Source organism: Methylobacterium amylolyticum, assembly GCF_030700245.1.
Classification (GTDB): Bacteria; Pseudomonadota; Alphaproteobacteria; order Rhizobiales; family Beijerinckiaceae; genus Methylobacterium.
This window is the reverse complement of the sequence record NZ_JAUYZI010000021.1, coordinates 1-26376: the sequence shown is the minus strand read 5'-3', so window position 1 is coordinate 26376 and position 26376 is coordinate 1. Positions and strand designations below refer to the sequence as shown.

The window sequence follows — 26376 nt, the reverse complement described above, 5'->3', positions numbered from 1 at the left end:
CCTCAGACGTGCATGATCTCCTTCTCCTTCGTCGCGAGCACGCCGTCGATCTCGGCGATATGCGCGTCGGTGGCCTTCTGCACGTCGCCGGCCTGGCGCTTCTCGTCGTCCTCGGAGATGGCGCTGTCCTTCAGGAGCTTCTTGAGATGGTCGAGCCCGTCGCGGCGGACGTGGCGCACGGCCACCCGCGCCTCCTCGGCGTACTTGTGGGCGACCTTGACCATCTCCTTGCGCCGCTGCTCGTTCATCTCGGGGATGCGCAGACGGATCGTCTGACCTTCCGTCTGCGGGTTGAGGCCGAGGTCGGATTCGCGGATCGCCTTCTCCACCGCCGAGACCATGCTGCGATCCCAGACCGAGATCGACAGGAGGCGCGGCTCCGGCACGCTCACCGTGGCGACCTGGGCCATCGGCATCATCGCGCCGTAGGCGTCCACTTGGATCGGGTCGAGGAGCCCGGGGGTCGCGCGGCCGGTGCGCAGCGAGCCGAGATCCTTCGAGAGCGAGCCGACCGCGCCCTGCATCCGGCGCTTGATGTCGCTGAGGTCGAAATCCGGTGTGGGCATGGGGTCGTCCCGACGCGAGTGACGTGGAAGGGGCCGGCGGTGGCGGCCTCAATGGACGAATTTTCTCGAAGCCGCAAACGCCTGCGCGGCGGGACGTTTTACGCTCCCGCCGGCTGTCAGGGCACCACGTGGGTCGAGGGGACGGACCCGGACAGGATGGCGGCGATCGAGCTCGGCGCGTGGACCGAGCCGACGACGATCGACAGCCGGCTCTCGCGGGCGAGCGCGAAGGCGGCGGTGTCCATCACCTTGAGGTCACGACCGATCGCCTCGTCGTGAGTCAGGCGGTCGTAGCGGGTGGCGGTCGGATCGGTCTTGGGGTCGGCGGAGTAGACGCCGTCGACCTGCGTCGCCTTCAGCACCGCGTCGCAGCGCAACTCCGCCGCGCGCAGCACCGCGGCGGTGTCGGTGGTGAAGTACGGGTTGCCGGTGCCGCCGGCCAGCACCACCACCTGCCCCTTGTCGAGATGGTGCAGGGCGGGCTGGCGGGCGTAGGTCTCGCAGATCGTCGGCATCGACACCGCCGACATGGTCCGCGCCTGCACGCCCGCGGCGTTGAGGGCGGTCTCGATCGCCAGCGAGTTCATGACGGTGGCCATCATGCCGAGCGAGTCGCCGGTCGCCCGGTCGATCCAGCCGGCGGCCGAGATGCGCGCCCCGCGGATCATGTTGCCGCCGCCGACCACCACGGCGATCTGCATCCCGGCGCCGATGGTCCGGGCGATGTCCTCGGCCAGCGCCGCGAGCGTCGGCGGATGCAACCAGTACCCGTCCGGGGCGGCCAATGCCTCGCCCGAGAGTTTCACCAGGACGCGGCGAAACGGCTGCGGCATCGGCCAGACCCTCGGTTACGCTTGAGACGGCCGGGGTTCTACGCGAGGGGCCCGGAGCCGTCGAGGGGCTGGAGAGAGGCCGGCGAGGGGTCGGCGAGGGGTCGGGATGCCGCCCTGGGGGCGACCGGGGGTTCCGCGGCGGGCGGGGCTGCCGCCCGCCGCGGAGGATTTCTTGCGACCGGCCGGCGGACGCCGCGCGCGGCGTGCCGGGGACCGGCCGGGGGCCGCGTCAGAGGCCGGAGAGGACGCCGGCCGTGCCGACCAGGGTCATCACGAGGCCGGAGGCCAGGACGCCGATCATCAGGTAGGAGAAGGTCTTCAGGATCATGCGATCTCCTGTAGCCGACGGGTGTGCGCTGCACTGTGCGGTGCAGCACAGCCCGGGCCGCAACTATCGCGCCGCAACATGAACGGCAGCCCGACGGCATGCCGGCCAGACCTGCGCAGCGCGCACACCGGCCGGCGACCGGACAAGAGAAAGCCCGCCCGGCGGCGCCGGGCGGGCTCTTCCAAGACTGAGGAGGATCCGAAAAAAATCAGGCGCGGCCGGCCTGCTGGGCGACCTCGGTGGCGAAGTCCGGGCCGTCCTCCTTCTCGATGCCCTCGCCCAGCGCGTAGCGGACGAAGCCCGTGAGGGCGACCGGCGCGCCGACCTTGCCCGCGGCCTCCTTGAGCACCTGGGAGACGGTCTTCGAGCCGTCGTGGACGAAGGGCTGCTCCAGGAGCGTGACCTCCTTGTAGTAGGTCTTCAGGCCGCTCTCGACGATCTTCTGGAGGACGTGATCCGGCTTGCCGGCGTTCTTCTCGCGCAGGATGTTCGACTCGCGCTCCAGCACAGCCGGGTCGACGCCCGCGGCGTCGAGCGCCACCGGGTTGGTGGCGGCCACGTGCATGGCGATCTGGCGGCCGAGCGTGGAGAGCGCGTCGACGTCGCCCTCGGACTCGAGCGCCACCAGCACGCCGATCTTGCCGAGGCCCTCGGAGATCTGGTTGTGCACGTAGGTGGCGATCACGCCCTTCGTCACATCGAGCTTGGCGACCCGGCGCAGGTTCATGTTCTCGCCGATCGTGGCGATCAGGGCCTGGAGCTTCTCGGCGACGGTCTCGGAGGCGCCTGGGAAGTGGGCGGCCTGGAGGCCCTCCAGCGTGCCGTCGGTGTTCAGCGCGACCTTGGCGGCCTCGCGGCTGAACGCCTGGAAGGCGTCGTTGCGGGCGACGAAGTCGGTCTCCGAGTTCACCTCGACGATCGCGGCGTGGTGGCCGGCGGACTCGACGGCGACGAGGCCCTCGGCGGCGACGCGGCCGGCCTTCTTGGCGGCCTTGGCCAGACCCTTCTTGCGCAGCCAGTCGACGGCGGCCTCGATGTCGCCGCCGGTCTCGGCCAGCGCGCCCTTGCAATCCATCATGCCCGCGCCGGTCTTCTCGCGCAGCTCCTTCACCATCGCGGCGGTGATGTTGGCCATGGCCGTTCCTTTCATGTCGTCAGATGAGAGAGGCCCGGCGCTCGGGGGGAGCGGCCGGGCCCATCGTGCCTGGATCTGCGGACGCCCGATGACAGGCGCACCGCACAGTCCCAAGAAATCAGGCGGCGGCGGCGGCCTCGACGAAGCCGCGGGCCTGGGAGACCCAGGAATCGCGGTCGATGCGGCCGTTGAGCTTCAGGTCGGCGTCGACCCGGGCCACGTCCTCCGGCGTCATCGCGGCGATCTGCCAGTAGTGGTAGATGCCGGCGTCGTTGAGCTTCTGGACGATCTGCGGGCCGGCGCCGTGGAGCTTGGTCAGGTCGTCGGGCGCGCCGCGCGGGGCGGCGAGCAGCTCGAAATGCTCGGTCGACTCGGCGAGCATCGCCACGTCGGCCGGGTCGAGGGCGCCCGACTCCACCGAAGCGGGAGCGCTGCTGACGGCGTCGTCGTTGGCCGGCAGCTCCTCGGCCATCGGCTCCTCGGAGGCGCCGAGGTCCATGCCCGACGAGCCCTGCGCCCGCGAGATGCCGTCGATGGCGGCCCGAGCGATCAGGTCGCAGTAGAGGGCGATGGCGCGGCCGGCGTCGTCGTTGGCCGGGACGACATAGGTGATGCCGTCCGGGTTGCAGTTGGTGTCGACGATCGCGGCGACCGGGATGCCGAGGCGGGTCGCCTCCTTGATCGCGAGCTGCTCCTTGTTGGTGTCGATCACGAACAGCAGGTCGGGCACGCCGCCCATGTCCTTGATGCCACCGAGCGCCTTCTCGAGCTTGTCCTTCTCGCGGGACAGCATCAGGCGCTCCTTCTTGGTCAGGCCCGGGCCGCCGGTCTCCAGCGTCTCGGAGACCTTGCGCAGGCGCGAGATCGAGCCCGAGATGGTCTTCCAGTTGGTCAGCATGCCGCCGAGCCAGCGGGAGTTGACGTAGTACTGGGCCGAGCGCTTGGCCGCCTCGGCGATCGTGTCGGCGGCCTGGCGCTTCGTGCCGACGAACAGCACGCGGCCGCCGCGGGCCACGGTGTCGCTCACCGCCTGCAGCGCCTGGTGCATCGCCGGCACCGTCTGGGCGAGGTCGATGATGTGGATGTTGTTGCGCGTGCCGAAGATGTAGGGCTGCATCTTCGGGTTCCAGCGGTGCGACTGGTGACCGAAATGCGCGCCCGCTTCGAGGAGCTGGCGCATAGAGAAGTCGACGGCCATGATCTGTGCTTTCTCCGGTTGGATCCGCCGCGGGGAAGTGCGACCGGCTGATGAGCCGGCCACCGGAAGACGCCTCATTGACGCATGAGGCCGGCCCCGCGTGTGGGATGGGCGGGCGCTTAGCAGAACGGGGGCGTGGGGGCAAGGCGGCGAGAAAGGCAGACGTGCCAGCCCATCGCGACCGGGCTGGTGGTGGGCTCCATCTTGAAAGGATGGCAGTCCAGCGCCGATAACGTCACGCATGTCCACGGTCGCCTTCGACACCCTGCGGTTCGTCCGCACCCTCCGCGAGAAGGCGAAGCTCTCGCCCGAGCAGGCGGAGGGACTGGCCGAAGCGATGGCGGAGGCGCTCCAGGGCGATCTCGTCACGAAGGCCGACCTCCGCGCCGAACTCGCGGAAACCCGCGCGGAGATCATACGCTGGGTGGCCGGGTTGATCGGCTTCCAGACGCTCGCGATCATCGGCGCCGTGGTCGCGCTGGCCCGGACCCTGCACTGACGGGACGCGCGCCGCGGACGGCCGGGCCCGCCCTCAGGCCCCCGCGAACACCGCCGCGATGTCGGCCGCGCCCAAAACGCGAAACGCGCCCGCGGCCAGATCGGCCGGCAGGTCGAGCCCCCCGACGCGGTCGCGGTGCAGGGCTTCCACGTGGTTCCCCACCGCGGCGAACATCCGCCGGACCTGATGGTAGCGCCCCTCCGTGAGCGTCACGGCGCAGCGGGTCGCGTCCTCGGCCTCCAGGGTCACCGGCAGGAGCGGGCGCTCCTCGCCCTCCAGCATCAGCGTGCCCGAGGCGAACAGGGCCGCCGCGTCGGCGCGCAGCGGCCGGGCGAGCCGCACCCGGTAGCGCTTGGCGACCGCGGCCTTGGGCGCGATGATCCGGTGCAGCAGGCCCCCGTCGTCGGTGAGCAGCAGCAGGCCGGAGGTCTCCTTGTCGAGGCGCCCGACCGTCGAGAGCGCCGGGTCGCGGCGGCGCCAGCGCTCGGGCAGGAGGCCGTAGACGAGGGGGCCCGCCTCCTTGTGCGAGCAGGTGACGCCCAACGGCTTGTGCAGCATCAGGCACAGGCCGGGCAGCGGGTCGAGGGGGGCGCCGTCGATCCGCATCCGCTCGGGCAGGTCGGGCGTAAGGGCGATGCGGGCCGCGGCGTCCGTGATGTCCGCCCCGTCGAGGGTGATCGCGCCGGCGCGGGCCAAGCCCTGGATCTCCCGGCGGGAGCCGTAGCCGAGATTGGCGAGCAGCTTGTCGAGCCGCGCCGTGCTCATGTGACCCTGCTCATGGGACCCGGCTCATTTGCGCGCCTCGAACAGCTTGTAGCCGCCGGCCTGCGCGGCGACGCTCACGCCGCGGAACTGGGCGCGCAGGGGAGTCTCGTAGGGCAGGTGCGCGTTGGCCACGAGCCACAGGCTGCCCCCCGGCCGCAGCGCCTCGGCGGCGCGGGCGATGAAGACCCCGCCCAGCGCCTGATCCTCGGCGCCGCCGTCGTGGAAGGGCGGGTTGGTCACCACGAAATCGAGGCCCGGCGGCACGGTGCCGGCGGCGCGGATGTCGGCCCACAGGATCCGGGCGCGGGCGTCCTCGACGTTGCGCCGGGCCATCTCGACGGCGCGGCGGTCGAGGTCGATCAGGGTCAGCTCGCTCACCGCCGCGGAGCCGAGCGCCGCCCGGGCCAGGATGCCGAGGCCGCAGCCGAGATCGGCGCCGCGGCCCTTCAGCGGCGGCAGCGCCGCCATCAGCAGGGCCGTGCCCGGGTCGAGCCGGTCCCAGGAGAAGATCCCGGGCTGGGTGCACAGGGCGAGGTTGTCGACGTGGCGCGGGCGCCCCTCCGCGAGCGCCGCGTCGAGGCCCGCCGGCTCGGCCGGGCGCGCGGCGGTGCAGATCCGGTGGTGGCGGCGCGGCGCATCCTGAACCGCGCAGCCGAAGCCCGCCAGTTCCTTCGCCAGCCGCGCCCCGCCCCGGTCCTTCGGCGCGAGCGCGGTCAGCCGCCCCCCGGGGGCCAGCGCCGCGAGCGCGAGCGCCAGGACGTAGCGCCGCTCGGCCGTGCCCGGGGGCGCCAGCAGGGTTGCGGCCTCCAGGCTGCCGGCGGAAACGTCCTCCAGGCGGGCGGAGCCGGGGATCAGCGGGGAGACCTGGACGGCGTCGCCGGGGACCTCGGCGAGGTCGGCCGGCGGCAGGCCGTAGACGGCGTGGCGCATGCGTCGTGATTTCGTTCGGGACTGGCGGGCAAGGATCGAGAGCTTCGGCGAAGCCGGCGCCCGGTATACCGCTGCGCCCTCGAAAACCCAGCGGCGCGGATGCCGCGGCTCGCGAGCCCTATCACGGCGGTTGGCTCGCGCGCAGATCCGCCAGGGTAACCATCAGCGTCATCGGATCGATCGGCGAGGGATCGAAGCCGAGACCGAGATAGAAGGAACGCGCCTCCTCGGAGATCGCGTGGACGAGAAGGCCGCGGATGCCGATCGCGTCGGCGGCGTGCAGGACGCGCAGCGCACCGTCGCGGAACAGGGCCCGGCCCAGCCCCTGCCCGCAGTGGCGGACGTCGACGGCGAGACGGCCGAGCACGACGACCGGGATGGGCTCCGGCATGTTCCGGCGGAAGCGCCCCGGCGCCGACGGGGCCGCGACCGCGCCCGAGGCCAGCGCGTAGTAGCCGACAACCGCCAGGCTCTCGCAGGCGACGAACGTCCGGGACGCCCCGGCGGTCTGGTTCTTGAGGGCCCGACGCTTCAGCCAGTCGTCGAGGGAGGCGACACCGCACGCGAACGCCTCGGTGCTGTGCCGGTCAGACAGGGGTTCGGGCGGGGCGAGGCTCACGCCTCGTCCCAGGGCGGAAGGGCCCGCATCGTGCGCAGCAGCCGGGCAGTGGGTGCGGCCGGGGCATCGAGCCGGGCCAGGAACGCGGCGTAGGCGTCGGGCCCCACCGAGACCAGCGTGCGGTCCAGCAGCGCGTCCTCCGCCGCCTCACGCGCCGCATCGAGGATGAAGTCGGTCCGGTTCTTCCCGCGCGCCCGCGCGGCACGGTCGATCAGGTCCCGCTCCTCCGGCCGGATCCGGATGTTCAGCGTGTCCCGCTTCCGGGCATCGGCCGTCACTGCGCCCTCCCTGGTGCCCGCGTCGCACCAGCCTAGCACGCCGTAACGACATGGTCATTACGGCACCTGCGGGCCTCACCCCCGCGGGAACTCCAGCCCCATCTCCCGGTAGCGGGCCGGGTCGTCCGCCCAGTTCTCGCGGACCTTCACGTGCAGGAACAGGTGGACCTTGGCGTCCGCCGCCTCGGCGATCCCGATGCGGGCCGCCTGCCCGATCGCCTTGATGGTCTGGCCGCCCTTGCCCAGCACGATCGAGCGCTGGCTCTCGCGCTCGACGAAGATCGTCTGCTCGATCCGCACCGAGCCGTCCGGCCGGATCTGCCACTGGTCGGTCTCGACGGTGGAGCGGTAGGGCAGCTCCTCGTGCAGCCGGTCGTAGATCTTCTCGCGCGTGATCTCGGCGGCGAGCATCCGCAGCGGCGCGTCGGAGACCTGGTCTTCGGGATAGAGCCACGGGCCGGGCGGCATCCGGGCGGCGAGCGCCCGGCGCAGGTCCGCCACCCCGTCACCCCGGAGCGCCGAGATCATGAAGGTCTCGGCGAAGGGCGAGGCGGCGTTGAGCCGCGCGGCGAGGTCGAGCAGCCGCTCCCGCGGGATCAGGTCGATCTTGTTGAGGATCAGGATTTTTTCGCGACGCACCTCGCCGAGGCGGGCGAGCACCGCCTCCACTTCGTCGTCCACGCCCTTGCGCGCGTCGACCAGCAGACACACGGCGTCGGCATCCGCCGCCCCGCTCCAGGCCGAGTGGACCATCGCCCGGTCGAGGCGGCGCTTCGGCGCGAAGATGCCGGGGGTGTCGACCAGCACGACCTGCGCCGAGCCCTCGATCAGGATGCCGCGCACCAGCGCCCGGGTGGTCTGGACCTTGCGCGAGACGATCGACACCTTGGTGCCCACGAGCTGGTTGAGCAGGGTCGACTTGCCGGCGTTCGGCACGCCGATCAGCGCGACGAAGCCCGCCCGCGCGTCGGCGGGAGTGCCGGGCAGCGCCGAGGGCGCGGGCGCCGCCGCACCGTCGCTGTCGTCGAAGTCGCTCATCGTAAAAATCCGGGTTTCGAAAGGGCAGGCCCTTTCGCGGGTGCAGGGCAGAGCCCTGCAGATCAGAGGTCAGGGCGCTGCCCTGACGACCCACCAAAGGGCACGCCCTTTGGAAACCGGTCTTATACGCTGCCGGTCACGCCGTCTCCCCGGCACCCGCGTCCGGCGCGGCGATGCCCTCCCGCTCCAGCACGGCGCGGGCCGCCTCCTGCTCGGCGACGCGCTTCGAGGCGCCCTCGCCGAGGCCGGGCTCCAGGCCCTCGACCTGCACGGCGATGCGGAAGCGCGGCGCGTGGTCCGGCCCGGTGCGCTCCACCACCGCGTAGAGCGGGATCGGCAGGCTGCGGCCCATCGCCCATTCCTGCAACGCCGACTTGGCGTCGCGGCCGCGGGGCGAGGCGCTCAGCGCGGAGGGCCGGAAATGCGCCTCCACCACGGCCCGCGCCGCGGCGAAGCCCGCGTCCTGGTAGATCGCGCCGAGGATCGCCTCGCACACGTCGGCGAGGATGGTCTGATTGCGCCGCCCGCCCCCCATCACCTCGCCCTGGCCGAGGATCAGGTGCGGGCCGACCTCCCAGGAGGCGGCCACGCCCGCGCAGGATTCCCGGCGCACGAGGCCGGCGAGCCGGCGCGACAGGTCGCCCTCGTCGGCCTCGGGGAAGGCGGCGTAGAGGCAGTCGGCCACGGCGAGCCCGAGCACCCGGTCGCCGAGGAATTCGAGGCGCTGGTAGCTGCCGCCGCGGCCGGTGGCCTTGCTGGTGTGGGTGAGCGCGCGGACGAGCAGGTCCCGGTCCGCGAAGGCGTGACCGATCCGTGCCTCCAGCTCGTCGAGCGGGGGCCGCGGCTTCGGGATGCGCCGCGCCCGGGCGGAGGCTCGGGGGGTGGGGGCCGCGTCCGCGCTCAAGTCCGCAGGCTCAGTGGATGGTCGTGAAGAGGCGCGTCCAGCGCACGTGGGCCGGCCAGTTCCAGACCTGCCACGCGGGGGTGCCCTCGTCGATCGAGAAGAAGATCATCTCGGCGCGCCCGACGAAATTGGCGAACGGCACGTAACCGACGTTGGCGAGGTCGCGCGAGTCGGTGGAGTTGTCGCGGTTGTCGCCCATCATGAAGTAGTGGCCGGCGGGCACCGTGTACAATTCGGTCTTGTCCCAGAAGCCGTTGTCGCCGTCGCGCTCGATCACGTGGTGGACGACGCCGTTGGGCAGGGTCTCCAGGTATTGCGGCACCTTGGTCGGCTGGCCGTAGGGATCGGTCGTCTCGTAATCGGCGATCCGCTCGCGCTTCACCGCCTTGCCGTTGATGTTCAGCACGCCGTCGATCATCTGGATCCGGTCGCCCGGCAAGCCGATCACCCGCTTGATGTAGTCGGTGGAGTTGTCCTTGGGCAGCTTGAACACCGCGATGTCACCCTGCTTGGGCGGTGCGCCCCAGATCCGGCCGTCGGCCTGGATCGGGATGTACTCCGACAGGGGCAGCGAGTATTTCGAGTACCCGTAGGAATATTTGGAGACGAACAGGTAGTCGCCGATCAGCAGGGTCGGCACCAGCGAGCCGGACGGGATGTTGAACGGCTGGAACAGCAGCGTGCGCACCACCAGCGCGATCAGCAGCGCCTGGATGCCGACCTTCAGGGTCTCGCGGATGCTGGCCCAGGTTCCGGTCTCGGCCGGCTTCGTGAGCGGCTTGCCCTCGTGATCCAAGCGCGCGCGTTCCATATTGCAATCGATCCCGTCGCATGCTGCCGACGCGAGAAGCATCCTCGTCCGCAGCCCGGGCGCGGTTGGCCCCAGGAATGCGCCGCAATCGTGTCCGCCGCGAGCGGGGGTCTAGCCCATGCGGGGTGCACCCGCAACGCGGGCCGGCGGAGCTTAATCCGCGCGCAACGCCTCGATGATCACGAAGGCCTGGGCCAGCGGCGGGTCGTCGGTCAGGCTCACGTGCAGGTGCGCCGCGTGGCCGGCGGGGATCATGGCCGCGAGGCGCGCCGCGGCGCCGCCGGTGAGCCGCAGGGTCGGCTGGCCGGAGGGGAGGTTGACCACCTCCATGTCGCGCCAGAACACACCCCAGCTGAGTCCGGTGCCGAGCGCCTTGGCGCAGGCCTCCTTGGCGGCGAAGCGGCGCGCGTAGCCGGGCGCGCGGGCGGCGCGGGCGTCGCAGCGCGCGCGCTCGCCCGCGGTGAACACCCGGTGGGTGAAGCGCTCGCCGTGGCGCTCCAGGGTCTTCTCCACCCGGCGGATGTCGCAGAGATCAGAGCCGATGCCGAGGATCACGGCCGCCGCGCCCGGTCCATCGCGGCGCGCATGTCGCGGACCCGCGCTCGCTCCATTGCGGCGCGCATGTCGCGGACCGCTTGGGTGAGCCCGACGAAGATGGCGTCGGCGATCAGCGCGTGGCCGATGTTCAGTTCGCGGATCTGCGGCAGCGCCGCCACCGGTCCGACGCTGTCGAGGGTCAGGCCGTGCCCGGCATGGATCTCCAGCCCGAGGCCGGCACCGTGCGCGGCGGCGCGGGCGATGCGGGCGAGCTCGTGCGCGACCCGCTCCGGGTCGCCCTCGATCGCCGCCTCGCAGTAGCTGCCGGTGTGCAGCTCCACCACCGGCGCGCCGAGGGCCGTGGCGGCCTCCATCACCGCGGGCTCCGGCTCCACGAACAGCGAGACGCGGATGCCCGCCTCGGCCAGCGAGCGGATGCGGGGGGCGAGGTGATCGCGCCCGGCGACGATGTCGAGCCCGCCCTCGGTGGTGCGCTCGGCCCGCTTCTCGGGAACGAGGCAGGCGGCGTGCGGGCGGGTCGCCAGCGCGATCGCCACCATCTCGTCGGTCGCCGCCATCTCGAAGTTGAGCGGGACGGCCAATCGCTCCTTCAGGGCGGCGATGTCGGTATCGCGGATGTGGCGCCGGTCCTCGCGCAGGTGGGCGGTGATGCCGTCGGCCCCGGCCTCGACCGCGAGCAAAGCCGCCCGCACGGGATCGGGATAGGCGCCGCCGCGGGCGTTGCGCACGGTGGCGACGTGATCGATGTTGACGCCGAGGCGGAGCGGCGGGACGGTCATGGCGGGTCGTCGTGGCTGGGCGGGTGCGGGACGGCACCTTTCCTGTCGGTTGCGGCGCCCGACCGCAAGCCCTGCCTGCAAGTCCCGCCGGACGGGGCGCCCCCGCGGCGGATGCAAGGGAGAACGGAGCGTGGGATTCCTCGACGGCCTGCTCGGCCACGGCAGCGATCTCGGCCCCCGGGAGGTGGACGAGCAGCTCGCCGGTTTTCTCGTGGAGGGCGAGGCGGTGCGCGTCGCCTTCAAGGTGATCCGCGACCTGTTCGTGTTCACCGACCGGCGGCTGATCCTCGTCGACCGCCAGGGGCTTACCGGCCGCAAGGTGTCGTACCTGACCGTGCCCTACCGGGCGATCACCAGCTTCTCGGTCGAGACGGCCGGGACCTTCGACCTCGATTCCGAGCTGAAGATCTGGGTCTCGGGCCGGCCCGACCCGATCGAGCGCACGCTCGGCCGCGGCGCCAACGTGCTCGGCATCCAGCAGGCCATCGCCGCCTCGCTGAAATAGGTCTTTTGTGATTGCTCCGGCCGGAGCGGACCTTTGTCCGTCCCCCACGCTTGCGGTCGCCGGAGGGCCGGCGGCGCGCACTGACGCGGCGGCCCACCGCATCCCATATCCGGGCCGCCAGTTGCGAGAAAATGCGAGAGGGGCCTGCATGCCCGACCCGTCCGGCCGACGCCACACCGCCCCTGGATCGACGCCGCGGGAGGCCCGCAGGCCGTCGCGCCCGGCGCGCGCGCTTCGGTCCGCGCTGCTCGCGGCGGCGCTGCTGGCCGCGGCGCCGGCGGCGGCGCAGCAGGTGCAGGTGCGCTTCGCGCCGCCCCTGACCTACACGGACGCGGGCAACGGCGCCCGGCCCGGCCCGTCGCCGCGCGGCACGACGACCGAGCTGACCCGTATCTTCGAGTTCCTGGGAAAGCTGTATCTCCGGCCCGGCGACAGCCTCGACGTGACGGTGCTCGACGTCGATCTCGCCGGCATCGGCTCCCTCGGCTACGGCGTCGCCGGCGGACCCCGCGTCGTGACCGCGGCGACCCCGCCGCGCATCCGCCTCGCCTACCTGCTGCGCCGCGGCGGCCGGGTCGTCGCGCGGGGCACGGAGACGGTGACCAACCCGAACTTCCTCGCTCTCGGCAACCCGCGCTTCTCCTCCGGGCCGCTCTACTACGAGCGCCGGATCCTGACCGACTGGTTCGAGGAGCGCTTCCGGTACGGGCGGGGTCTCGGATAGGGCGCACGCCGCCGAGTTGGAGACGGGTTCGGCACGAGAGATCAGGCGGGAGCACGGCCCCAAGATCCGCCGCAGCGGGTGGATTGCCGGGCCGAAGCCGCTAAACAGGCGGCCGACCGCCTGGAGACGACCGTGATCGGGGGAAAGACCGCGCAGGAACTGAGCCTGCTCACCGTCATCACGGAGCAGCGGGCGCGCTACGACGGCGCCTTCGCCCGCGAGGACCGGATCCTGGCCGAGCGCGACGCGGCGCGGGGGGTGTCGCGTGCGATGACCCGGGCCCGCGACGAGATCCTGCGAGAGCACCAAGCCGCCCAGGGGCGGGAGGCCGCGCTGCGGGACGAGATCGCCGGCCTGCGCGCGGCGCTGGCGGAGGCCGGGGCGGGCGCCGAGGGGCACGCCGCCGCGCTGGCGGAGGCGGAAGCCCGCACGGAGGCCGTGCAGGTCGTCCTCGCGGCCCTGATCGCCAGCGTCGGGTGGCGCGGCCTCGACCGCCGCCGGTTCCGCGCGCTCCTCGCCGAGGCCGCCCGGACGATCCCCGACGACGGCCCGGCCGCCGTGCAGCACCGCGTGCTGCTCGACGAGGCGCGCAAGGTGCTGGACCTGCGGGCCTGACGGGCGCCGCGGGACGCGGCCTCCTCCGCGGCCCCCTCCGCGGCCCCCTCCGCGGTCGCCGGCTTAGAGCCGTTCCCGATCGCGTTGCAATCGTGCTCGACTCTAAATCCTTGTTTTGACGCGCTCTCTTTCGCCGAACCGGCATCCACTTCGGCGGAGAGCGCTCTAGCCCGGCTTGCCCGAAGACGGAAAACCGATTATGGGGCGCCCCTCGCGTTCGCTCCGGCCGGGGGCTGAACGGACGGCACCGCGCGTCGGTGCAGGGTTTCTCTCGCAGGGTTTCTCTGCCGAAAAACCCGTCGTCCCGTGTCTCCGCCTTCGATCAACCGCTCGGGCCTGCAAACACGGCTCGAAGGGCTTGGCGCCGAGCGCTGCGCGAGATGAACCGGCCCGAGACAGCCGCACCCGCGGCCGGGCCTCCTTTGACGACGAAAGGCCCGGAATGCCTCTCTACGAGCACGTGCTCTTGGCCCGGCAGGACGTGACGTCCCAGCAGGTCGAGACGATGATCGACACCTACAAGGGTGTGATCGAGCAGAACGGCGGCCGTCTCGAGAAGATCGAGATGTGGGGCGTCAAGTCCCTCGCCTACCGCATCAAGAAGAACCGCAAGGCGCACTTCGCGCTCCTCAACATCGACGCGCCTCCGGCGGCCATCGCCGAGATGGAGCGCCAGATGCAGATCTCCGAGGACGTGCTGCGCTTCATGACCATCCGCGTCGAGGAGCTCGAGTCCGAGCCGTCGGCGATGATGCAGAAGCGCGACCGCGACGACCGCAAGGACCGCGAGCGCGGCCGGCGCCGCGACGACGACGGCTTCGGTGGCGGCGGCTTCGGCGACCGGGGCGACCGCGGGGATCGCGGCGACAGGGGTGATCGCGGCGACCGCGGCGAGCGCAGCTTCGGCGGCGGGGAGAACTGATCATGGCTTTCGGTGCTGGTGGCGGCGGTGGCCGTCGTCCGTTCTTCCGTCGTCGCAAGACCTGCCCGTTCTCCGGCGCCAACGCGCCGAAGATCGACTTCAAGGACGTGAAGCTCCTGTCCCGCTACGTCTCGGAGCGCGGCAAGATCGTGCCGAGCCGCATCACCGCGGTCTCGGCCAAGAAGCAGCGCGAACTCGCCCAGGCGATCAAGCGCGCCCGCTTCCTCGGCCTGCTGCCCTACGTCATCAAGTAGGGCTGGTCCCCTCCCCCTTTGCGGGGAGGGGTCAGGGGCGGGGAGTGGTGCGGAAGGCACCGCAGCTCGATCCCGAGCCACCCCCACCTCCGGCTCCTCCCCGCAAGGGGGAGGAGCGATTCCTGCCGGCTCCGTCGAGCCGGTATCGTTGGGGCACCCTCGCCTCTAACCCCGCCCGGACGGGCGGCGGGACAGCGGAACCCATGGCACACACGATCGGCATCGGTATCGGCGCGGGCCTCGTCTCGGCACTCCTGTTCGGGGTACTGCTGAAGGCGACCCCGCTCGCGATCCTGCTCTACCTCCTAGCGCCGCTGCCGATCCTGATCGTCGGGCTCGGCTGGAACCACCGGGCGTCGCTCGCCGCGGCGGTCTCGGGCAGCCTCGCGCTGGTGCTGGTGGTCGCCCCCTTCCTCGGGCTCGCCTTCGGCGCCTACATCGCCCTGCCCGCGTGGTGGCTCGCCTACCTCGCCATGCTCGGCCGCGAGACCGCTTCGGGCCTCGAATGGTATCCCACGGGCCGGCTGCTCGGCTGGATCGCCGCCACCGCCGCCCTCGCCTTCATCGCCATCGCCGTCCTGTCCTCGCCCGATCACGCCGCGTTCGAGCGGCAGTTGCGCGGCCTCGCCCACACGCTGGTCCAGGCCCGCGATCCGGCCGGCCGTCCCACGCCCCCGACGCGGCCCGCCGACCGGCCCGATGGCGAAGCGGCGCAGGGCGACGCGGGAGCCCCGGACGCGAGCCCGGCCGAGGTCACCCGCGGCGAGGTCGCGGACGCGCTCGCCCGTACCGTCCCGGCGTTCGCCGCCAACGGGCTGGCGCTGCTGCTGACCTTCTATCTCTGGGCCGCCGCCCGCATCGTGAAGATCTCGGGGCGCCTGCCGCGTCCGTGGCCGGACATCCCGTCGACCGCCATGCCGCGCACCACGCTGGGCGTTCTGGCCGTCGCCGCGGCGCTGAGCTTCGCCCCCGGCTACGCGGGCGTCCTCGGGGTGGCCCTGGTCGGCTCGCTCTGCGCCGCCTTCGCCCTCCAGGGATTGGCCGCCTTCCACGACCGCTCCCGCGGCCGTCCGGGGCGCGGCCTGATGCTGTTCGGGATGTACCTCATCCTGTTCGTGACCCAGGGCATCGCCCTGGTCGCCCTCACCCTGTTCGGCCTCGCCGACACAGCCCTCGACCGCCGCCGCCGGAAGGACCCGGCGGCGCCGTGACCTTGGCCCCATGCGGGCCCCCAGACCGGTAAGGAGACAAGACCATGGAAGTGATCCTGCTCGAGCGCGTGGCCAAGCTCGGCCAGATGGGCGAGACCGTGAACGTCCGCCCGGGCTTCGCCCGCAACTTCCTCCTCGCCCGCGGCAAGGCGCTGCGCGCGACGGAGGCCAACAAGAAGCACTTCGAGACGCAGCGCGCCCAGCTCGAAGTGCGCAACCTGGAGCGGAAGAAGGACGCCGAGGCGGTGGCCGAGAAGCTCAACGGCCAGAGCTTCACCCTCATCCGCCAGTCCGGCGAGACCGGCGTGCTCTACGGCTCGGTCTCGACCCGCGATCTCGCCGAGGTGGTGACCAAGGAGGGCTTCTCGGCCGAGCGCGGCCAGTTCCACCTCAACCAGCCGATCAAGACGCTGGGCCTGCACACCGTCCCGGTGGTGCTGCACCCGGAGGTCGAGGTCGAGATCACCGTCAACGTCGCCCGCAGCCCCGAGGAGGCCGAGCGTCAGGCCCGCGGCGAGACCGTCATCGAGCGCGAGGCGTTCAACCTCGACGACCTCGGCCTGGAAGTCGGCGCGGCGCTGGCCGATGCCGGCGAGGGCGCCGACGACCGCGGCTGATTCTTTTCGGACTGCCGCTTCGCCTCGCGGAGACAAGGTTCGGCTCGTCGGGATCGGGGCCGCAGGACACGCTGCACATCCCCTCCCCCCTGTGGGGAGGGGTAGGGGTGGTTCAGGAGGGATCGCCGAGCTTCGTCCGGCACCACCCCCACCTCCATCTCCTCCCCACAAGGGGGAGGAGAGCCTGAGCCGCGCGCAGACCCGGTGGAGATCGGGGACGATCCCCGCCCGGGCTTGACACGTTCCAGGTTTGTTCCAGCATGGACGCCCGCCGCTCCCGAGGAGTCGGCGGGCGTTCGCGTCTCCGGGGATGCCCCGGGCGCGGCCGTCGGCTAGGCTTCCGGTAACCGTACCGGGGCCAAGGTCGGGCGGTGTGATGCCGAAGCGCCCGCGCGGCGCCCGAACCCGGAGTGTGTGCGCCGATGGCCCTGCCCAACGCGATCACGGCCAAGCTGGAGGCGGTGCAGGCCGAGTACCGGGTCGCCCCCCACAACATCGACGCGGAGCAGGCGCTGCTCGGCGCCCTGCTCGTGAACAACGACGCCTACTACCGCGTCTCGGACTTCCTGCTGGCCGAGCACTTCATGGAGGACGCCCACCAGCAGATCTTCTCCGTGGCGGCGTCGCTGATCAAGGCGGGCAAGCTCGCCACCCCGATCACCATGAAGACCTATCTTGGCGACGCCGATTTCGGCGGCCAGACGGTGATGCAGTACCTCGCCCGGCTCGCCGCCGACGCGACCACGGTCATCAACGCCGGCGAGTACGGCCGCACCATCTACGACCTCGCCATCCGCCGCCGGCTGATCACCATCGGCGAGGATCTGGTGAACGGCGCCTACGAGGCCCCCGTCGAGGTCGCCCCGCGCGAGCAGATCGAGGAGACCGAGCGGCGGCTCTACGAGCTGGCCGAGGCCGGCAAGTACGACGGCGGCTTCCAGAAGTTCTCCGACGCGCTGACCGCCGCGGTCGACATGGCGGCCAAGGCCTACCAGCGGGACGGCAAGCTGTCCGGCATCGCCACCGGGCTCACCGACCTCGACGCCCGGATGGGCGGTCTCCAGCCCTCCGACCTGATCATCCTCGCGGGGCGCCCGGCCATGGGCAAGACCTCGCTCGTGACCAACATCGCCTTCAACATCGCCAAGGCGTATCGCGGCGAGAAGCGGCCCGACGGCACCACCGAGACGGTCAACGGCGGCATCGTCGGCTTCTTCTCCCTGGAAATGTCGGCCGAGCAATTGGCCACCCGCATCATCGCCGAGCAGTCCGGAGTGGCCTCCTACAAGATCCGCCGCGGCGACATCCAACCGCAGGACTTCTACAAGATCACCGACGCGGCCCGGGACATGCAGACGATCCCGTTCTACATCGACCAGACCGGCGGCATCTCCATCGCGCAGCTCTCGGCCCGGGCCCGGCGGCTCAAGCGCCAGAAGGGCCTCGACCTGCTGATCGTCGACTATCTCCAGCTCCTGTCCGGCTCGGGCAAGAAGAGCGACAACCGCGTGCAGGAGATGACCGAGATCACCACCGGCATGAAGGCGCTCGCCAAGGAGCTGGCGGTGCCGATCATCGCCCTCTCGCAGCTCTCCCGCCAGGTCGAGAACCGCGACGACAAGCGCCCGCAGCTCGCCGACCTGCGCGAATCCGGCTCGATCGAGCAGGACGCCGACGTGGTGATGTTCGTGTTCCGCGAGGAGTATTACGTCGGCAACAAGAAGCCGCGCGAGGGCACGGAGGAGTTCTTCGCCTGGGAGGCGGAGATGCAGCGCGTCCACGGCAAGGCCGAGGTGATCATCGGCAAGCAGCGACACGGCCCGACCGGCACGGTGGAGTTGCAGTTCGACGCCAACATCACGCGTTTCTCGAATCTCGCCCAGACCGACCGCCTGCCCGAGCAGATGTGAGGCGGGCTCAGGAAACCCGCCGCCCGGCGCCACGTTGCCCCCTCGACCTCACGGAAGGAGCGACGATGGCCGAGCCCGACCCGCCGACGATGCCCTACTGGCACGTCTACACCGACGCGGACGGGGTGAGCCGCCAGAAGCTCTGCGCGCTGTCGCAGTTCAAGTTCGAGGGGATCAATCCCGAGACCGCGCCGCAGTGGAACGACAAGCAGGCGAAGACCCCGGCCGTCGTCACCTTCACGGTGCTGCCCGTCGGCTGGGTGGGCGAGTGGCACGAGAACCCGCGCCCGCAATGGATCGCGGTCCTGTCCGGGCGCTGGTTCGTGGAGACCATGGACGGCACCCGGGTGGAGATGGGCCCGGGCGAGCTGATGATGGGCGAGGATCAGAACACGCGCGCGCGCGACGGCCGGAAGGGCCACCTCTCGGGCACGGTCGGCGATGAGCCCTGCACGATGATCGTCACCGGTCTCGACGTGGAGCCGACGGTGAACCGGCCCGGCCGGTTCACGTAGGTTTTCGAGGTTACGCCGATGCGCCCGATCCCGCGCGCGCCCTCATCCTGAGGCGCCCGCGCCAGCGGGCCTCGAAGGAGGGCTCCAGGGATCGCAGCGACTTCTGGAGCCCTCCTTCGAGGCTGCTACGCAGCACCTCAGGATGAGGGTGCGCGTGGGATCGGCCTTCTGTCACAGACGCGCTTCGAGGCATCGAAACGACAGCCATGGACGGATTCGAACTCACGCAGCCGGTCTTCAAGAGCTACGTGCTGCCGAACGCGCCCCTCGAAAAACTCGCCGAGGGGTTTCGCTGGGTCGAGGGGCCGGTCTGGTTCGCGGACCGGGACGAGCTGCTGTTCTCCGACCTGCCGAACAACCGCGTGATGCGCTGGAGCCAGTCCGGCGGGCTCAGCATCTACCGGCAGGACGGCGACTTCGAGAACGGCCACGCCCGCGACCGACAGGGGCGGCTGCTGTCCTGCTCGCACCGCGGCCGGCGCATCCACCGGACCGAGCTCGACGGGACGGTCACGGCGCTGGTCGAGCGCTATCGGGGCAAGCGGCTCAACTCCCCCAACGACATCGTCTGCAAGTCGGACGGGACGATCTGGTTCTCGGACCCGCCCTACGGCATCCAGACCGACTACGAGGGCGGCAAGCAGGACTCGGAGCTGCCGGCGGCGGTCTACCGCTTCGACCCGCGCGACGGCACCCTCACCGTGGTGGCCGACGACTTCCAGGGCCCGAACGGCCTGTGCTTCTCGCCCGACGAGCGGCGGCTCTACATCGTCGAGACCGGGCTCCAGTTCGCGACCGATCCCGTGCAGCACGTGCGCGCGTTCGACGTCTCGGAGGACGGCCGGCTCTCGGGCGGACAAATCTTCTGCACGATCCATCCCGGCAACGCCGACGGCATCCGCTGCGACGAGCACGGCAATCTCTGGTCGAGCGCGGGCGACGGCGTCCACTGCATCGACCCGGGGGGCGAGCTGGTCGGCAAGATCCGCGTGCCCTCGACGGTGGCCAACCTGACGTTCGGCGGGCGCAACAACAGCCGCCTGTTCCTGTGCGCCTCGCACAGCGTCTACGCGATCTACGTGAACGTGCGCGGGGCGGTGGTGCTGTGAGCGGCTGTCTCGACATCCTGCACCAGACTCCCCCTCCCCCCTCTGCGGGGGAGGGTCCCCTGCGCAGCAGGGGGGGAGAGGGGCGGCGCGACGGTGCAGGATGCACCGCGCGTCGCGACCTCTCCGGACACCGCGCTCCCCTCTCCCGACCCCCGCTGACGCGGGGGCCACCCTCCCCCGCAGAGGGGGGAGGGAGAGGCGGTGGGGTTGTCGGCGTCTCGTCCGGGTGCAGCCGATGACCGCCCCCGTCCAAAGCATCCTCGGCTTCGGCCGGACGGTGGCCGACCTCGCGGCCACCGAAGCCTTCTACCGCGACGGCCTCGGCTTCACCCGGATCGCCCCGCCCGAGCCGGTGCCGGCGGCCCACGCCGAGGCGATGGGGCTCGGGCCGGGCGCACGGCAGTTGCGGATGCGGCTCGGCGCCCAGGCGGTGACGTTCCTCGCCGCCGACCCGCCCGGCGCCCCCTACCCCGCCGACCCGCTCGCCACCGACCCGTTCTTCCAGCACCTCGCCATCCCCGTGCGGGACATGGACGCGGCGATGGCGCGGCTCGCGGGCGTGAACCCGGCGCCGATCAGCCGGGGCGGCCCGCAGGTGCTGCCGCCCACCTCCGGCGGCGTCACCGCCTACAAGTTCCGCGATCCCGACGGACACCCGCTGGAGCTGATCGTCTTCCCCGACGGCTCCCCGGCCGCGCGCTGGCGGGACGCGCCGGGCCTGTTCCTCGGCATCGACCACTCGGCGATCACCGTCACCGACCTCGACGCGGCGCGCGCCTTCCTCACCGGCCCCCTCGGCCTACGGCTGGCGCAGAGCGGCCTCAACCGCGGCGCCGAGCAGGCGCGCCTCGACGGCGTGGACGATCCGCAGGTCGACGTTCTCGCCCTGGAGCCCCCGGAGCCGGCGCCGCACGTCGAGCTGCTGCACTACCGCACGCCGGCGACGACGCGGCCGACGCCCGCACCCTACGGCCCGCGCGACCGGGCCACGACGCGCTTCATCCTCGCCGCCGCCGATCCGGCCGGCCTCGCCCGGGCGCTCGCGGCGGCGGGTTTCCCCGGACGCGTCTCGGCGGACGGCGCGGCTGCCTACGCGGCGGGGCCGGACGGGCACGGATTCCTGTTCGTGCGGCCGGAGTGATGCGTCAGGGCCTCACCGGATCCGCCGGACGAAGCCGTCGAAGGCGGCGTCCGCCGCCTCGATCGCGGCACGGCCGCGGCGCGAGAGCCGCGGGTCGTCGGTGAGGCTCCAAGCCCGGGCATGCGTATCGAGGAGGATCGCGGTCAACGACCGCCTTCCCAGAGCTCCAGCTCTGCGTCGGGCACGGGCTCGAAGAAGTCCGGCCCCGGGCCGAGACCCTGACCCGCGAGGATACCGATCTCGAAGGCGGTTGTCGGGATCGGGACGATCCGGGCGACGGACAGTTCTCCCGCCGCGAGCACCACGTCCTCGCCGCGCACCGCCGCTTCGATCGATTGCGGCAGACGTCCCTCGGCCGTCTCGATGTCGACTCGCATGGCACGCGCCCGAGAAAGGTTGTCGCGCACGGTAACTCTCGCCGCGACCGGGCGTAAAGCGGTCGCACCGCGCGCCTCCGCGCACGCGGCACGGGAATCGCCGGCAACGACCGGCACGATCGGGGAACAGGATGCATCGCAGGACAACGTTTGGGGCCGTGGCCGGCCTCGCCCTGGCGCTCGCGGCCGGGCTGCCGGCGGCGGCGCAGGACGCCTCGACCGCCGAGCAGACGGTGGACGTGATGAACACGCTCTGGGGCAAGCACCCGGGCTTCCGGGCGAACCACGCCAAGGGCACCGTGGTCGAGGGCAGCTTCACCCCGAGCCGCGAGGCGGCGACCTACAGCAAGGCTTCGCTCTTCGCCGGCCCGACCGTGCCGGTGACGGTGCGCTTCTCGGACGCCACCGGCCTGCCGCTGATCGCCGACGGCGCCAAGAGCGCCAACCCGCACGGGCTGGCGGTGAAGTTCAAGCTCGCCGAGGGCGGCGAGATGGACGTGGTGGTCAACGCGCTGAAGTATTTCCCCGTCGCCACCGGCGAGGAGTTCCGTGACCTCCTCACCGCCGCCTCGCGGAGCAAGCCGGACAGCCCGAAGCCGACGCCGGTGGAGCGGTTCATCGCGGCTCACCCCGCCGCCGGCACCGCCGGATCCACCGCCGGGACCCCATCGAGTCTCGCCCGGCAGACCTTCAACGGCGTCAACGCCTTCGTGCTCGTCGATACGGCCGGCAAGCGGCAGGCCTTCCGCTGGCGGTTCGTGCCGGTGGCCGGCGAGGACCTGCTGACGCCGGAGGATGCGGAGAAGCAGGCGCCGGGCTTCCTGATGGACGAGATCCGCGCCCGCCTCGCCCGCACGCCCGTGGCCTACCGCGTCCTGGCGCAGCTCGCGCAAGCCGGCGACGCCACGAACGACGCCACCAAGCCCTGGCCCGACGACCGCCCAACCGTCGAGATGGGCACGCTGACCCTGACGAAGCCGGTGGCCGACAGCGCCGAGGCCGAGAAGGCGCTGCTGTTCCTGCCGAACGCGCTCGCCGATGGCGTCGAGGTCTCGGACGACCCGCTGATCGACGCCCGCGTCCAGGCCTACGCGGTCTCGTTCTCGCGGCGCCAGCCGTGAGACGTGGGCGACGCACCGCTTGACGCGCCGGGCCGGCGGCGCCAAGCCCGCCGGCCTGTCGGAGGTGGATCGATGCCGCTCCTCGCCCTGCCGTTCCCGGCGATCGACCCCGTGGCGATCGCCGTGGGACCGATCACGATCAAGTGGTACGCGCTGGCCTACATCGCCGGGCTGCTCGGCGGCTGGTTCTACGCCCGCCGCCTCGTGATGGCGGACTCCCTCTGGGGCGTGGTGAAGCGCCCGCAGGTCGTCGACATCGACGACCTCGTGGTCTGGGTGGCGCTCGGGGTCGTGCTCGGCGGCCGCCTCGGCTACGTGCTGTTCTACAACCTGCCGATGTACATCGCCGATCCGATCGAGATCTTCGCGATCCGCAACGGCGGGATGTCGTTCCACGGCGGCTTCCTCGGGGCGATCCTGGCGTTCCTGCTGTTCGCGCGGGCGAAAAACTTGAACGGCTACACCCTGCTCGACATCGGCGCGGTGGTGGTGCCGATCGGCCTGTTCTTCGGACGCCTCGCCAATTTCGTGAACGGCGAGCTGTGGGGCCGGATCGCGCCCGACTTCCCCTACGCCATCGTCTTCCCCACCGGCGGGCCGCTGCCGCGCCACCCGAGCCAGCTCTACGAGGCGCTGACCGAGGGGCTGCTGCTGTTCATCGTCATGGCGGTGGCGGTGCGCCGCTTCGGCTTCCGCAAGCCGGGGCTGCTCGGCGGCATCTTCGTCCTCGACTACGCGCTCGCCCGGACGGTCTGCGAGTTCTTCCGCGAGCCCGACGCGCAGCTCGGATACCTGTTCGGGGACCATCTCGGGCCGCTGGGCGGCGGGGTGACGATGGGCATGCTGCTCTGCCTGCCGATGGCGCTGGTCGGGCTGACCTACATCGTGCTCGCCGCCCGCGGCTGGACCCGGCCGCGCCGCACGGCCGCCCTTCCGGACGAGGGGGCGCCCGGCGCCCGGGTGGAGGCGTGACCTTCGGAGGCGTGCCCCCCGGAGGCGTGACGCCGCTCGGGCGCGAGATCGCCGCGCTGATCCGCGCGAGCGGGCCGATCGGCGTCGACCGCTACATGGCGCTCTGCCTCGGCCACCCGGTCCACGGCTACTACCGCACCCGCGACCCGCTGGGGCCGCGGGGCGACTTCACCACCGCCCCCGAGATCAGCCAGATGTTCGGCGAGCTGCTCGGCGCCTGGGCGGCCTACGTCCACCGGGCGAGCGGCACGCCCGGCCCCCTGACGCTGGTCGAACTCGGCCCCGGCCGGGGCACGCTGATGGCCGACGCCCTGCGGGCGCTCGCCGCCGCGGCGCCGGGGGTCCGCGTCGCGGTCCACCTCGTCGAGACGAGCCCGGTGCTGCGCGCCGCCCAGGAGCGGGCGCTGGCGGGCGCGGGCGCGGGCGTCGGCGCGATCTGGCACGCCGGCCTCGACACCCTGCCGGACGGGCCCGCGATCGTGCTCGCCAACGAGTTCCTCGACTGCCTGCCGGTACGCCAGTTCGCGCGGACGGCGAGCGGCTGGCACGAGCGCGTCGTCGGCCTCGGGCCGGACGGGGAAGCGCTCGCCTTCGGCCTCTCGCCCGATCCGGTGCCCGGCCTCGGCGCGACCGCGCCGGAGGGGGCGGTGATGAGCGTGCCGGGGCCGGCGCTCGACCTCGTGCGCGGCCTCGCGCGCCGGTTCCATGAGCAGGGCGGCGCCCTGCTGGCGATCGATTACGGCCACGTCCGGCCGGGCTTCGGCGACACCCTGCAGGCGCTGGCCGGCCACCGCTTCGCCGACCCGCTGGCGGCGCCGGGGGCGGCGGACCTCACCGCCCACGTCGATTTCGCCGCGCTGGCCGGCGCCGCGCGGGCCGAGGGCGCCGCCGTCCACGGCCCCGTCGCGCAGGGCGACTTCCTGCTGGCGCTGGGCCTCGCGGAGCGGGCGGCGCGGCTGAGGGCCCGGGCGGACGCCGCCCAGGCCGCGGCGATCGACGCGGCCGTCGCGCGGCTGACCGATCCGGGCGAGCGCGGCATGGGCCGCCTGTTCAAGGTGATGGCGGTGGCCGCCCCCGGCCTCGGGCCGCTGCCCGGCCTGCCGGAGGCGTCGTCGTCGGACGCGGAGCCGCCCACCTAAATAGAAACTGACACTGATACACCCTCCGGCCGATCGAGAGGGCCGGGCGTCTCAGTCGGCTCGCGCGGCGCTCGAGCGCCGTCCGGATCCGCGTCGCGACGCGAACACGCGAGATCCGGGATCACGCGGGTTCGGCCTGTGGCGGCGAGCCCGGCCATCGGTCGGGGTCGCCGCGTGTCCGGTTCAGCCGAAGGAGGAGAATCCCTCGTCGGAGGACGTCGCCGGGCGCGGCCGCGGCGGCGCGGGCGGGTTCTTGTCGGCGGGATCGGGCACGGCGGGCCGCTCCCCGGTGTAGCCGGTCTCCTCCGGCGGGAGGGCGGCCTCGGCATCGGCCTCGGGCGCGCGTTCGGTCTCGTTCGGTCGCAGCATCGCGGTCCTTCCCATCGGGCTGGCGTCGAGATCGTGGGAGCGCGGCGCGCACCGGTCGTACCGGGTGCGCATCGTCCCATCTTGGCCGGAACCCGAGTCGGGTCCGGCGCGCGCAAGGTAACGCGTCGATGCTGCAATGCAACGTGAGACGGTCGGTTCCGCCCGTCGTCAGGGCGCCGGCGATCGGCTATCGCGGGGCAACAAGCCAGCCGGGGGAGTTCGAGCCGTGACCGCAGGCCAGTTCATCGAGGCGCCGGAACTCTCCTCGCATGCGGGGATCCGCCACGCCTTTTTCACCCGGGTCGGCGGCGTGTCCGACGGGATCTACGCGGCCCTCAACGGCGGCCTCGGCTCCGGCGACCGGCCGGAGCGGGTGACCGAGAACAGGGCGCGGATGTGCGCGGTGCTCGGACTGCCGCGGGATCGGCTCGTGAGCCTCTATCAGGTCCACTCCGCGGCGGTGGTGACGGTGGAGGCGCCGTTTCCCCTCGACACGCGCCCCCAGGCCGACGCGATGGTGACGCGGGTCCCCGGCCTCGCCCTCGGCATCGCCACCGCCGATTGCGGCCCGATCCTGTTCGCCGACCCGGAGAACGGGGTGGTCGGCGCCGCCCATGCCGGCTGGAAAGGGGCGCTGACCGGCGTGATCGAGGCGACGGTCGCGGCGATGGAGGGGCTCGGCGCGGCGCGGGCCACCACGGTCGCGGTGCTGGGCCCGACCATCGCCCAGGCGAGCTACGAGGTCGGGCCCGATTTCGTGGCGCGGTTCCGGGCGGAGGCGCCGGGACTGGATCATCTGCTGGGCCCCGGGACGCGGCCGGACCACGCCCAGTTCGACCTGCCGGGTTTCATCCTGGCCCGGCTCTCGGAGGCGGGGATCGGCGAGGCGAGCGCCCTCAACCTCTGCACCTACGCGGACCCGGACCGCTTCTACAGCTTCCGGCGCACGACCCACCGCGGGGAAGCCGATTACGGGCGGCTGATCTCGGCCATCGCGCTGGCGCCCTGACCCGCCCCGGCGGATGGCGCGCGCGGCGGTTCACGGACCTTAACCGTACCGACCAGGGGGTGCGACACTTTGTCAAAGGGTGATGCGCAGAAAAAGCGTGGCCGCAACTGAACCTTGACCATTGGAGCGCGTTGTGGGGTCAAGGTGCCGGGGAAGAACGGCGGATCGCCCAAGGGGCCGCGAGAGCGGCGGGCGAGACCGCGGAGCGCAAAGCAGCCCTGGAACCGCTGGAACGTAACCAGATCCACCGTGCCGTCACCGCCCGACAGAGGCGGGCCGGACGACCAGTGAGGACCAGACCATGAAAGCTCTTCTGCGCGCCACCACCGCCCTCGCCGGCGTCGCCCTGGCCGGCTCGGCCTTCGCCGCGGACCTTCCGCGCCGCGCGCCGCCGCCGGTGTTCACGCCCGTCCCGGTGTTCACCTGGACCGGCGCCTACTTCGGTATCAACGCCGGCTACGCCTTCGACGCCAGCAGCAACGGCTCGCAGGGCTTCGTCCAGACCGCCGGCAACCCGGTCGTCCTCGGCCCGGGCGGCCTCGCGCCCTACCGCGCCCTGGCGCCGCTCGGCTCCACGCTGGTCTACTCCAACAGCAACCGTGAGGGCTTCTCCGGCGGCGGCCAG

The 26376-nt window shown here is 72.2% G+C and carries 32 protein-coding genes and 1 pseudogene; 17 read left to right on the top strand and 16 right to left on the bottom strand.

The features are described from left to right. Nucleotides 1-2: 2 nt before the first annotated feature. From frr to Q8W71_RS15930, 4 genes are all read right to left on the bottom strand, one after another. Nucleotides 3-566 carry a ribosome recycling factor gene (gene frr / locus Q8W71_RS15945; protein WP_305526371.1) on the bottom strand — a complete coding sequence of 188 codons (564 nt, stop codon included), beginning with the start codon at nucleotides 564-566 and terminating at the stop codon, nucleotides 3-5. A gap of 116 nt (nucleotides 567-682) precedes the next feature. Further along, nucleotides 683-1399 carry a UMP kinase gene (gene pyrH / locus Q8W71_RS15940; protein ID WP_305526370.1) on the bottom strand — a complete coding sequence of 239 codons (717 nt, stop codon included), beginning with the start codon at nucleotides 1397-1399 and terminating at the stop codon, nucleotides 683-685. Between the two features lie 536 nt (nucleotides 1400-1935). Beyond that, on the bottom strand, nucleotides 1936-2862 hold the full coding sequence (tsf, locus tag Q8W71_RS15935; protein WP_305526369.1) for a translation elongation factor Ts: 927 nt from the start codon (nucleotides 2860-2862) through the stop codon (nucleotides 1936-1938). 118 nt (nucleotides 2863-2980) lie between these two features. Next, nucleotides 2981-4060, bottom strand: coding sequence for a 30S ribosomal protein S2 (locus tag Q8W71_RS15930; protein WP_305526368.1), 1080 nt, complete (start codon nucleotides 4058-4060; stop codon nucleotides 2981-2983). A gap of 241 nt (nucleotides 4061-4301) precedes the next feature. Between Q8W71_RS15930 and Q8W71_RS15925 the strand changes: the two genes are divergently transcribed. Beyond that, nucleotides 4302-4559, top strand: a complete 258-nt coding sequence (locus tag Q8W71_RS15925; RefSeq protein ID WP_305526367.1) for a CCDC90 family protein — start codon at nucleotides 4302-4304, stop codon at nucleotides 4557-4559. A 33-nt stretch (nucleotides 4560-4592) separates the two neighbouring features. On the opposite strand, the gene Q8W71_RS15920 is transcribed toward Q8W71_RS15925, so the two are convergent. The 9 genes from Q8W71_RS15920 to Q8W71_RS15880 form a co-directional block, all read right to left on the bottom strand. Continuing rightward, on the bottom strand, nucleotides 4593-5324 hold the full coding sequence (locus Q8W71_RS15920; RefSeq protein WP_305526366.1) for a pseudouridine synthase: 732 nt from the start codon (nucleotides 5322-5324) through the stop codon (nucleotides 4593-4595). Between the two features lie 24 nt (nucleotides 5325-5348). Continuing rightward, a complete protein-coding gene (locus Q8W71_RS15915; RefSeq protein WP_305526365.1) occupies nucleotides 5349-6254 on the bottom strand; it encodes a class I SAM-dependent methyltransferase in 906 nt (301 codons plus the stop codon). Between the two features lie 121 nt (nucleotides 6255-6375). After that, nucleotides 6376-6873: a GNAT family N-acetyltransferase gene (locus Q8W71_RS15910; RefSeq protein WP_305526364.1), complete on the bottom strand. Its 498-nt coding sequence runs from the start codon at nucleotides 6871-6873 to the stop codon at nucleotides 6376-6378. Continuing rightward, nucleotides 6870-7151, bottom strand: a complete 282-nt coding sequence (locus Q8W71_RS15905) for a type II toxin-antitoxin system TacA family antitoxin (protein WP_305526363.1) — start codon at nucleotides 7149-7151, stop codon at nucleotides 6870-6872. Before Q8W71_RS15905 ends, Q8W71_RS15910 begins: the two co-directional genes overlap by 4 nt. A 75-nt stretch (nucleotides 7152-7226) precedes the next feature. Then, nucleotides 7227-8189: a GTPase Era gene (era, locus tag Q8W71_RS15900; protein WP_305526362.1), complete on the bottom strand. Its 963-nt coding sequence runs from the start codon at nucleotides 8187-8189 to the stop codon at nucleotides 7227-7229. A gap of 136 nt (nucleotides 8190-8325) precedes the next feature. Continuing rightward, nucleotides 8326-9093 carry a ribonuclease III gene (gene rnc / locus Q8W71_RS15895; RefSeq protein ID WP_305526361.1) on the bottom strand — a complete coding sequence of 256 codons (768 nt, stop codon included), beginning with the start codon at nucleotides 9091-9093 and terminating at the stop codon, nucleotides 8326-8328. Between the two features lie 10 nt (nucleotides 9094-9103). Beyond that, the gene (gene lepB, locus Q8W71_RS15890; protein WP_305526360.1) at nucleotides 9104-9904 is read right to left on the bottom strand and encodes a signal peptidase I; all 801 of its coding nucleotides are present in this window, start codon (nucleotides 9902-9904) and stop codon (nucleotides 9104-9106) included. A 153-nt stretch (nucleotides 9905-10057) separates the two neighbouring features. After that, complete coding sequence (gene acpS, locus Q8W71_RS15885; RefSeq protein WP_305526359.1) at nucleotides 10058-10459, bottom strand: holo-ACP synthase; 402 nt, start codon at nucleotides 10457-10459, stop codon at nucleotides 10058-10060. Beyond that, on the bottom strand, nucleotides 10456-11241 hold the full coding sequence (locus Q8W71_RS15880) for a pyridoxine 5'-phosphate synthase (RefSeq protein ID WP_305526358.1): 786 nt from the start codon (nucleotides 11239-11241) through the stop codon (nucleotides 10456-10458). The genes acpS and Q8W71_RS15880 overlap by 4 nt, the downstream gene beginning before the upstream one ends. Nucleotides 11242-11371: 130 nt before the next feature. On the opposite strand from Q8W71_RS15880, the gene Q8W71_RS15875 reads away from it, so the two are divergent. The 11 genes from Q8W71_RS15875 (at nucleotide 11372) to Q8W71_RS15825 (ending at nucleotide 20764) form a co-directional block, all read left to right on the top strand. Next, nucleotides 11372-11746: a PH domain-containing protein gene (locus tag Q8W71_RS15875; protein ID WP_305526357.1), complete on the top strand. Its 375-nt coding sequence runs from the start codon at nucleotides 11372-11374 to the stop codon at nucleotides 11744-11746. A gap of 148 nt (nucleotides 11747-11894) precedes the next feature. Further along, complete coding sequence (locus tag Q8W71_RS15870) at nucleotides 11895-12470, top strand: DUF3016 domain-containing protein (RefSeq protein ID WP_305526356.1); 576 nt, start codon at nucleotides 11895-11897, stop codon at nucleotides 12468-12470. 132 nt (nucleotides 12471-12602) lie between these two features. Next, a complete protein-coding gene (locus Q8W71_RS15865; RefSeq protein WP_305526355.1) occupies nucleotides 12603-13085 on the top strand; it encodes an atp-dependent helicase in 483 nt (160 codons plus the stop codon). A gap of 442 nt (nucleotides 13086-13527) precedes the next feature. After that, nucleotides 13528-14007, top strand: coding sequence for a 30S ribosomal protein S6 (gene rpsF / locus Q8W71_RS15860; RefSeq protein ID WP_305526354.1), 480 nt, complete (start codon nucleotides 13528-13530; stop codon nucleotides 14005-14007). Nucleotides 14008-14009: 2 nt separating this feature from the next. Further along, entirely contained in the window at nucleotides 14010-14261 is a 252-nt protein-coding gene (rpsR, locus tag Q8W71_RS15855) for a 30S ribosomal protein S18 (RefSeq protein WP_305526353.1), read from the top strand. A 203-nt stretch (nucleotides 14262-14464) separates the two neighbouring features. Next, complete coding sequence (locus Q8W71_RS15850) at nucleotides 14465-15472, top strand: DUF2232 domain-containing protein (protein WP_305526352.1); 1008 nt, start codon at nucleotides 14465-14467, stop codon at nucleotides 15470-15472. Nucleotides 15473-15516: 44 nt separating this feature from the next. Beyond that, nucleotides 15517-16089 carry a 50S ribosomal protein L9 gene (gene rplI / locus Q8W71_RS15845; protein WP_305526351.1) on the top strand — a complete coding sequence of 191 codons (573 nt, stop codon included), beginning with the start codon at nucleotides 15517-15519 and terminating at the stop codon, nucleotides 16087-16089. Nucleotides 16090-16511: 422 nt separating this feature from the next. Further along, a complete protein-coding gene (locus tag Q8W71_RS15840) occupies nucleotides 16512-17999 on the top strand; it encodes a replicative DNA helicase (RefSeq protein ID WP_305526350.1) in 1488 nt (495 codons plus the stop codon). Between the two features lie 65 nt (nucleotides 18000-18064). After that, the gene (locus Q8W71_RS15835) at nucleotides 18065-18514 is read left to right on the top strand and encodes a cupin domain-containing protein (protein WP_305526349.1); all 450 of its coding nucleotides are present in this window, start codon (nucleotides 18065-18067) and stop codon (nucleotides 18512-18514) included. Between the two features lie 206 nt (nucleotides 18515-18720). After that, nucleotides 18721-19623: an SMP-30/gluconolactonase/LRE family protein gene (locus Q8W71_RS15830; RefSeq protein WP_305526348.1), complete on the top strand. Its 903-nt coding sequence runs from the start codon at nucleotides 18721-18723 to the stop codon at nucleotides 19621-19623. A 235-nt stretch (nucleotides 19624-19858) separates the two neighbouring features. Beyond that, the gene (locus Q8W71_RS15825) at nucleotides 19859-20764 is read left to right on the top strand and encodes a VOC family protein (RefSeq protein ID WP_305526347.1); all 906 of its coding nucleotides are present in this window, start codon (nucleotides 19859-19861) and stop codon (nucleotides 20762-20764) included. Between the two features lie 12 nt (nucleotides 20765-20776). On the opposite strand, the gene Q8W71_RS15820 is transcribed toward Q8W71_RS15825, so the two are convergent. Further along, nucleotides 20777-20911 (bottom strand): hypothetical protein, encoded by a 135-nt coding sequence (locus Q8W71_RS15820; RefSeq protein ID WP_305526346.1) that lies wholly within the window; start codon nucleotides 20909-20911, stop codon nucleotides 20777-20779. Continuing rightward, nucleotides 20908-21171 (bottom strand): type II toxin-antitoxin system prevent-host-death family antitoxin, encoded by a 264-nt coding sequence (locus Q8W71_RS15815; RefSeq protein WP_305526345.1) that lies wholly within the window; start codon nucleotides 21169-21171, stop codon nucleotides 20908-20910. Before Q8W71_RS15815 ends, Q8W71_RS15820 begins: the two co-directional genes overlap by 4 nt. A 101-nt stretch (nucleotides 21172-21272) precedes the next feature. Here Q8W71_RS15815 and Q8W71_RS15810 point away from each other — a divergent pair, with 101 nt between their 5' ends. From Q8W71_RS15810 to Q8W71_RS15800, 3 genes are all read left to right on the top strand, one after another. Continuing rightward, complete coding sequence (locus Q8W71_RS15810) at nucleotides 21273-22262, top strand: catalase family peroxidase (RefSeq protein ID WP_305526344.1); 990 nt, start codon at nucleotides 21273-21275, stop codon at nucleotides 22260-22262. A gap of 72 nt (nucleotides 22263-22334) precedes the next feature. Further along, nucleotides 22335-23234 carry a prolipoprotein diacylglyceryl transferase gene (gene lgt / locus Q8W71_RS15805; RefSeq protein ID WP_305526343.1) on the top strand — a complete coding sequence of 300 codons (900 nt, stop codon included), beginning with the start codon at nucleotides 22335-22337 and terminating at the stop codon, nucleotides 23232-23234. A gap of 26 nt (nucleotides 23235-23260) precedes the next feature. Then, nucleotides 23261-24373 (top strand): class I SAM-dependent methyltransferase, encoded by a 1113-nt coding sequence (locus Q8W71_RS15800; protein WP_305526450.1) that lies wholly within the window; start codon nucleotides 23261-23263, stop codon nucleotides 24371-24373. Between the two features lie 183 nt (nucleotides 24374-24556). Here Q8W71_RS15800 and Q8W71_RS15795 read toward each other — a convergent pair whose 3' ends face one another. Beyond that, nucleotides 24557-24742 carry a fibronectin-attachment protein (FAP) gene (locus tag Q8W71_RS15795; RefSeq protein WP_305526342.1) on the bottom strand — a complete coding sequence of 62 codons (186 nt, stop codon included), beginning with the start codon at nucleotides 24740-24742 and terminating at the stop codon, nucleotides 24557-24559. 226 nt (nucleotides 24743-24968) lie between these two features. Here Q8W71_RS15795 and pgeF point away from each other — a divergent pair, with 226 nt between their 5' ends. Both pgeF and Q8W71_RS15785 read left to right on the top strand, forming a co-directional pair. After that, nucleotides 24969-25751: a peptidoglycan editing factor PgeF gene (gene pgeF / locus Q8W71_RS15790; RefSeq protein ID WP_305526341.1), complete on the top strand. Its 783-nt coding sequence runs from the start codon at nucleotides 24969-24971 to the stop codon at nucleotides 25749-25751. Between the two features lie 301 nt (nucleotides 25752-26052). Further along, a pseudogene (locus Q8W71_RS15785) lies at nucleotides 26053-26376 on the top strand (porin family protein); the annotation flags it as partial.